This is a genomic window from Pseudoalteromonas sp. 5Ae-yellow (assembly GCF_014077565.1).
Taxonomy (GTDB): domain Bacteria; phylum Pseudomonadota; class Gammaproteobacteria; order Enterobacterales; family Alteromonadaceae; genus Pseudoalteromonas.
The window spans coordinates 51,710-57,709 of record NZ_JACGWD010000019.1 but is presented as its reverse complement, the minus strand read 5'-3'; the positions used below and the strand labels follow the sequence as shown (position 1 = coordinate 57,709).

5 protein-coding genes and 1 pseudogene are annotated in these 6,000 nt (G+C 41.8%); 4 read left to right on the top strand and 2 right to left on the bottom strand.

The window, feature by feature from the left end; translation table 11 throughout:
* Window positions 1–140: 140 nt before the first annotated feature.
* On the top strand, window positions 141–341 hold the full coding sequence (arfA, locus tag H4J63_RS07510; RefSeq protein ID WP_024591136.1) for a ribosome alternative rescue factor ArfA: 201 nt from the start codon (window positions 141–143) through the stop codon (window positions 339–341).
* A 591-nt stretch (window positions 342–932) separates the two neighbouring features.
* Here arfA and H4J63_RS20645 read toward each other — a convergent pair.
* Both H4J63_RS20645 and H4J63_RS20640 read right to left on the bottom strand, forming a co-directional pair.
* Window positions 933–1,499, bottom strand: coding sequence for a helix-turn-helix domain-containing protein (locus H4J63_RS20645; RefSeq protein WP_259365587.1), 567 nt, complete (start codon window positions 1,497–1,499; stop codon window positions 933–935).
* A gap of 210 nt (window positions 1,500–1,709) precedes the next feature.
* A complete protein-coding gene (locus tag H4J63_RS20640) occupies window positions 1,710–1,913 on the bottom strand; it encodes a hypothetical protein (RefSeq protein ID WP_259365586.1) in 204 nt (67 codons plus the stop codon).
* A 219-nt stretch (window positions 1,914–2,132) separates the two neighbouring features.
* Between H4J63_RS20640 and H4J63_RS07500 the strand changes: the two are divergent.
* From H4J63_RS07500 to eat, 3 genes and pseudogenes are all read left to right on the top strand, one after another.
* Window positions 2,133–3,555, top strand: a pseudogene (locus H4J63_RS07500) (ethanolamine ammonia-lyase subunit EutB).
* Window positions 3,552–4,439: an ethanolamine ammonia-lyase subunit EutC gene (gene eutC / locus H4J63_RS07495; protein WP_182195762.1), complete on the top strand. Its 888-nt coding sequence runs from the start codon at window positions 3,552–3,554 to the stop codon at window positions 4,437–4,439. Before H4J63_RS07500 ends, eutC begins: the two are co-directional and overlap by 4 nt.
* A gap of 58 nt (window positions 4,440–4,497) precedes the next feature.
* Window positions 4,498–5,901, top strand: coding sequence for an ethanolamine permease (gene eat, locus H4J63_RS07490; protein ID WP_182195759.1), 1,404 nt, complete (start codon window positions 4,498–4,500; stop codon window positions 5,899–5,901).
* Window positions 5,902–6,000 lie beyond the last annotated feature (99 nt).

Genomic DNA, 6,000 nt, shown 5'->3' with positions numbered 1-6,000 from the left:
TTCCATGTCCCGTCTGTTAACATTAATCTTGGCATGTAGGTTCGGTGTAAAGTTTTCTGGCGAATTCAATTATACCTTATCTTCATGCTGTTTGTTTTTCATACCACAAAGATCAACACGCCCTAGTTGATAGGAAATATATGACTAAAAAATCTAAAGCAAAAACCGCAAGCAACAGCGCGGTAGATACAGGACGAGGCGTTATAAACCACAATGCACTAGCAGCGTTGGTAACCTCTAAATTATTTAAACCACAAGTGGTTAAAGCTAAAAAAGGCAAAGGCTCGTTTAAACGCAGCAACAAACATTCAGGACAAGAGTCCTATTTAATCGCGGCTTAAATAGCACCGATCAAATAGGGCTTTTGAATATAGTAAGCGAGGTTTTATACCTCGCTTTTACTTTTAAAGCATTAAAGCCACGTTACATGAGCGCGAAATAAATTCGCACCTACGGGCTTGGTGTTTGCACGATTGTAGGTGAGGTTTTACACCTCGCTTTTAAAGCATTGAAGCCACACTACCAGAGCGCGAAATAAATTCGCACCCACGGGGTCGGTGTTTGCACTATGTAGGTGAGGTTTTACACCTTGCTTTTAAAGCATTGAAGCCACGCTACCAGAGCGCGAAATAAATTCGCACCTACGGGCTTAGTGTTTGCACGATGTAGGTGAGGTTTTATACCTCGCTATTAAAGCATTGAAGCCACATTACCTGAGCGCGAAATAAATTCGCACCTACGGGCTTGGTGTTTGCACGATGTAGGTGAGGTTTTATACCTCGCTTTCACTTTTAAAGCATTAAAGCCACGTTACATGAGCGCGAAATAAATTCGCACCTACGGGTTTGGTATTTGCACGATTGTAGGTGAGGTTTTATACCTCGTTTTAAAACATTAAAGCTACGTTACATGAGGGCGATGTAAAATCGCACCTACGGGTTTGTAGAGCACGGTGGTTCAAACTGCTGTGCTGAATTTTTAACTGTTTGTGATGGGTTTTCACCAAAAAGTTGCGTGTAATCTTTAGCAAATTGTCCCGCGTGCCAAACCCCCCAATTGGCTGCTATTACTGAAATTGGCTTATCTTGGTTTAATTTTTTCAGTTCCCGCCTTACATTATTTAAACGTGTTAAACGTAAAAACCGCAAAGGGTTAATTCCTAAAATACTCTCAAAGCTATATTGAAGTGTGCGCCTACTTACAAAGGCAAGCTCGCACAGCTCGGTTATGGTTATTGTTTTTTGTGGATTTGTGGTCACATACTCTTTTACTTTATCTACCACGGCTTTTCGACGTTTATAACTTGGCGCAATATTTTGCTGTGGATTATCCGCTTGTAATAAGTGTAGCGCCAACATGTTTAGCATATCTTGTTGTGATTCGGTTTTAAGTCCAAAGCCCTTGCCTACAACCATGCTATTAATTATTTGCCTTGCCGTTTGCAATGATGAGTTGCTCACCGATAAGCGAGCTGATTGCGCAGATGACAGGTTTTTCAATGTTACACCTTGTAGCTGCGCCATATATTCAATTGAGTTTCAATCGATTACCAAACCATAAATATTAAATTACTCAGGGGTTATCAGTTCAAAGTCATTATCACTTGTACGGCACATAAATTGATTACTTGCCACATTTAGGCCATTAATTCTACTTTGCTGCGACTGATAAGGGATGCCAAGCCAAAAAGAATTGGGGGCTATGTTACATTACTGACGAAGCGCTCGCTCGGTGTATTCTTTAAACACGTGAATATTGGCGTAATCCGTTTCTTCAATAAAACCATAAAAGCTGCCGTCGCTCATTTGATCGTATTTTTGCTGCCATTGAGTAAGGCTATGCGCTTGCTCGTCTATGTCATGTGTTTGCACCTTGCTCTTAAGTGGTGCGCCGTACCTATTTTGCTGCGCCATATAGGGGATGCTCTTTTTCGTTACACTTTTATTATGCTTAAGTTAACACCGCTTTGCGTATGCAACCAATTGAATTGGATTAATAAATAATCTTTTGCCAAAATTCGATAGTTACTTGGTACAAAATAAGCTGTCTTGTAACTATTCAAAATTGATTTATAGCTAAAATATAGCAAAACCTATACCAAGGTTTGTCATGTTAGTTATGTGGAGTAAATCATGGGGCAAGCGTACAGTTACACTTTAGGTACACATACTTATAAATTCGATAACTTAGCCCAGTTAATGGCTAAAGCAACGCCGCAGCGTTCGGGTGATCGCTTACCGGGTGTAATTGCACAATCGGCGCAAGAGCGCGCTGTAGCACAAATGGCATTGGCCGATGTACCCCTTAAAACATTTTTAAATGAGGTACTTATTCCCTATGAAGATGACGAAATTACACGTTTAATTATTGACGAACATGATGCGAATGCTTTTATGGCTATTGCACATTTAACCGTAGGTGACTTTCGTAATTGGCTTTTAAGCGACTTTGCAACACCCGCTGTGCTTGCAAGTATAAGGCAGGGTATTACGCCCGAAATGGCCGCAGCTGTTAGCAAAATAATGCGCAATCAAGATCTCATATTAATTGCTAAAAAGTGTCATGTTACGAGTGCTTTTAGAAATACTATTGGCCTTCCTGGGCATTTATCTACACGTTTACAACCAAACCACCCTACTGATGATATTAATGGTATTGCTGCATGCATGCATGCATGCATGCATGCTCGATGGTCTGCTATACGGTAATGGCGATGCCGTAATAGGTATCAACCCTGCAACCGATAATGTTGCTCAAGCCATTAAATTAATGACGCTAATGGATGATGTTATTCAAAAATATGAAATACCAACCCAAAGCTGTGTACTCACCCATGTTACTAACACGATTGAATGCATAGAAGCAGGTGCACCGGTTGATTTAGTGTTTCAGTCGATTGGTGGCACAGAGGCTACTAATTCAAGTTTTGGCTTTAATTTAAATACCTTAGCCGAAGCGCAAGATGCGGCCTTGAGTTTAAAGCGCGGCACTGTTGGCAATAATGTGATGTATTTTGAAACTGGGCAAGGCAGCTCGCTTTCTGCAAATGCGCATCATGGGCTTGATCAGCAAACGTGCGAAGCTCGCGCTTATGCCGTTGCTCGTAAGTTTAACCCATTACTGGTAAATACCGTGGTGGGGTTTATTGGCCCTGAATATTTGTTTGATGGTAAAGAAATTACCCGAGCAGGACTTGAGGATCACTTTTGCGCTAAGTTATTGGGCATACCGATGGGGTCCGACGTGTGTTACACCAATCATGCAGAGGCTGATCAAAACGATATGGATAACTTGCTAACGCTATTAGGTGTTGCTGGTTGCTCGTTTGTAATGGGAATTCCTGGCTCTGACGATATTATGCTTAATTACCAAACGACATCGTTTCATGATGCATTATATGTTCGCCGTGTACTTGGCTCTAGACCTGCCCCCGAGTTTGAAGCATGGCTAAGCAAAATGAAAATAATGCAAAACACTTCCGATATTACACTTTCAGATACTTTACCTCCCGCTTTTGCTAAACCTCTGGGTGCAATTACTGGAGGTGGCTCATGAAATCACGTTTAAAACAGAGCACTCCTTTAGATAACTCAGTAAACGAGCATAAAAATAACGGTAATGTAGTGCACAACCCTTGGAGTGATTTACGCCGTTTTACCGATGCGCGTATTGGGCTTGGGCGTGCGGGTATAAGTTTGCCAACCTCAGAAATGCTGGCTTTTCAGCTATCTCATGCACAAGCACGCGATGCGGTGAGTTTTCCGCTTGATATTAACAAAATGGCTGAGCAACTAGGCAGTATTAGTGCTCTAAAAGAAGTTGCCCCTCCCCTGCATTTACACAGCCAAGCCGTTGACAGGGTTACTTACCTTCAGCGACCCGATTTAGGCCGCAAGCTTGATGAAAATGGTAGGCAAATACTTCTCAGCTATATGAATAAACAAAAGCACACTACTCAGGCTAAATACGATTTAGCGATTGTAGTGGTGGATGGACTCTCCTCGTTGGCGGTACAAAAAAATGCATACCCATTTATAACAGAGCTATTAACGCACCTTACAACAGACAAGCAATTTAAAATTGCCCCCATTACTTTGGTTGAACAAGGTCGAGTAGCAATTGGCGACGATATAGGTGAGTTGCTAAATGCGCAGGTGGTTATGGTGTTAATAGGAGAGCGCCCAGGACTTAGTTCGCCAGATAGCCTTGGCTTGTATTTAACATGGGAGCCTAAAACAGGACTTAACGATGCATGTCGTAATTGCATATCGAATATTCGCCCAGCAGGCCTACCTTATACAGAAGCGGCTAGGCGTGCGCTGTACTTATTACGTGAAGCTAAAAAACTAAAACTAACTGGGGTTAATTTAAAAGACCGTACACAAGACGATGTAATTGAGCATCAGGTTTCAACCACTAACTTTTTAATTGCTGAGTAATTTTAATTAAAAACACATGAAATAAAAAAAAAAAACTAAACATCAACGGAGAAGGGTTATGTCTACTAACAATACAGAGTACCTTGCTAAAAGACAGTTAAAACGAGGTACTGCGGGGTGGTTATTACTCGCAGGTTTGGGTGTGTCGTATGTAATATCGGGTGACTTTGCAGGTTGGAACTTTGGTATTGCCGAAGCGGGTTGGGGTGGCTTTGCCATTGCTGCAGTGTTAATGGCAGTTATGTATTTAGCGCTGGTATTGTCGCTTGCTGAAATGTCAGCTGCAGTACCTGCAGCAGGCGGTGGTTATAGTTTTGCGCGCCAAGCTATGGGGCCAGCGGGAGGCTATTTAACTGGGCTTGCGGTATTAATTGAATACGCTTTAGCGCCCGCTGCTATTGTTATTTTTATAGGCTCTGCAGTTGAAGCCCTCACTGGATTTAATGGACCATGGGTATATGCATTATTTTACTTACTATTTGTGGGAATTCATTTAGCAGGCGTAGGAGAAGCACTTAAAGTAATGATGGTAATAAGTGGTTTAGCAGTATTAGCTATTATTGCAACGGCTTTTGTTTTAATTACAAATTTTGATGCATCACGCTTATTTGACGTCCCCGTAACTGATGCAGTGGGAGCCAGTGAGTTTTTACCTTTAGGTTGGTACGGGGTTTGGGCTGCATTACCGTTTGCCATGTGGTTATTTTTAGCGGTAGAAGGTGTACCGCTTGCTGCAGAAGAGGCAAAAGATCCCGCTAAAGATGTGCCAAAAGGCATTATTGGTGCAATGATCTTTTTGTTATTTACTGCTTTTTTAGTTGTTGTTTTAGTGCCTGGCGCTGGCGGTGCTGCTGCAATGGGCGCAAGTGCTGTACCTTTGGTTGATGCATTAAATGCATCGGGTAGTGAGGGCTTAGCAACTGTAGTAAATATATTAGGGCTTGCGGGTTTAGTTGCTTCGTTTTTCTCTATTATTTATGGTTATAGTCGCTTAGTGTTTGCTTTATCTAGAGCCGGATATTTATCGCGTTCGTTGTCGATTACGACTAATCGCAAAGTGCCAGCACGTGCGTTGATTGTACCTGCCGTATTTGGTTTTTTAGTATCACTCAGTGGCGAGGGTGATTTAATACTTGCAATGGCTGTAGTAGGTGCAACTGTATCGTATGCATTGATGGCGCTGAGCCATATTTTGCTACGCGTTAAACAACCTGATTTACCTCGCCCGTATAAAACCCCTGGTGGTGTAGTAACTTCAAGTATTGCTTTAGTGCTTTCGCTTATAGCATTAACCGGTGTGTATGCGTTCGACCCTCGTGCATTTTTATACACTATGATGCTGTTTATTGTGGGCGCCGTATATTACTTTGGCTACAGCTCAAAACACTTAGTTGCTAAAAGCGCTGATGAAGAGTTTGCAATGTTGGCAGATGCAGAATCTGATTTAGAAATGGCTAAGTAAATATTAATAGTTATTATAAGTGAGGCTAGCCCTCACTTATATTTTTATACAAGCAACACGGTGTAAAAATAGTGCCTGCATGTAAACATCAAGCCCCTT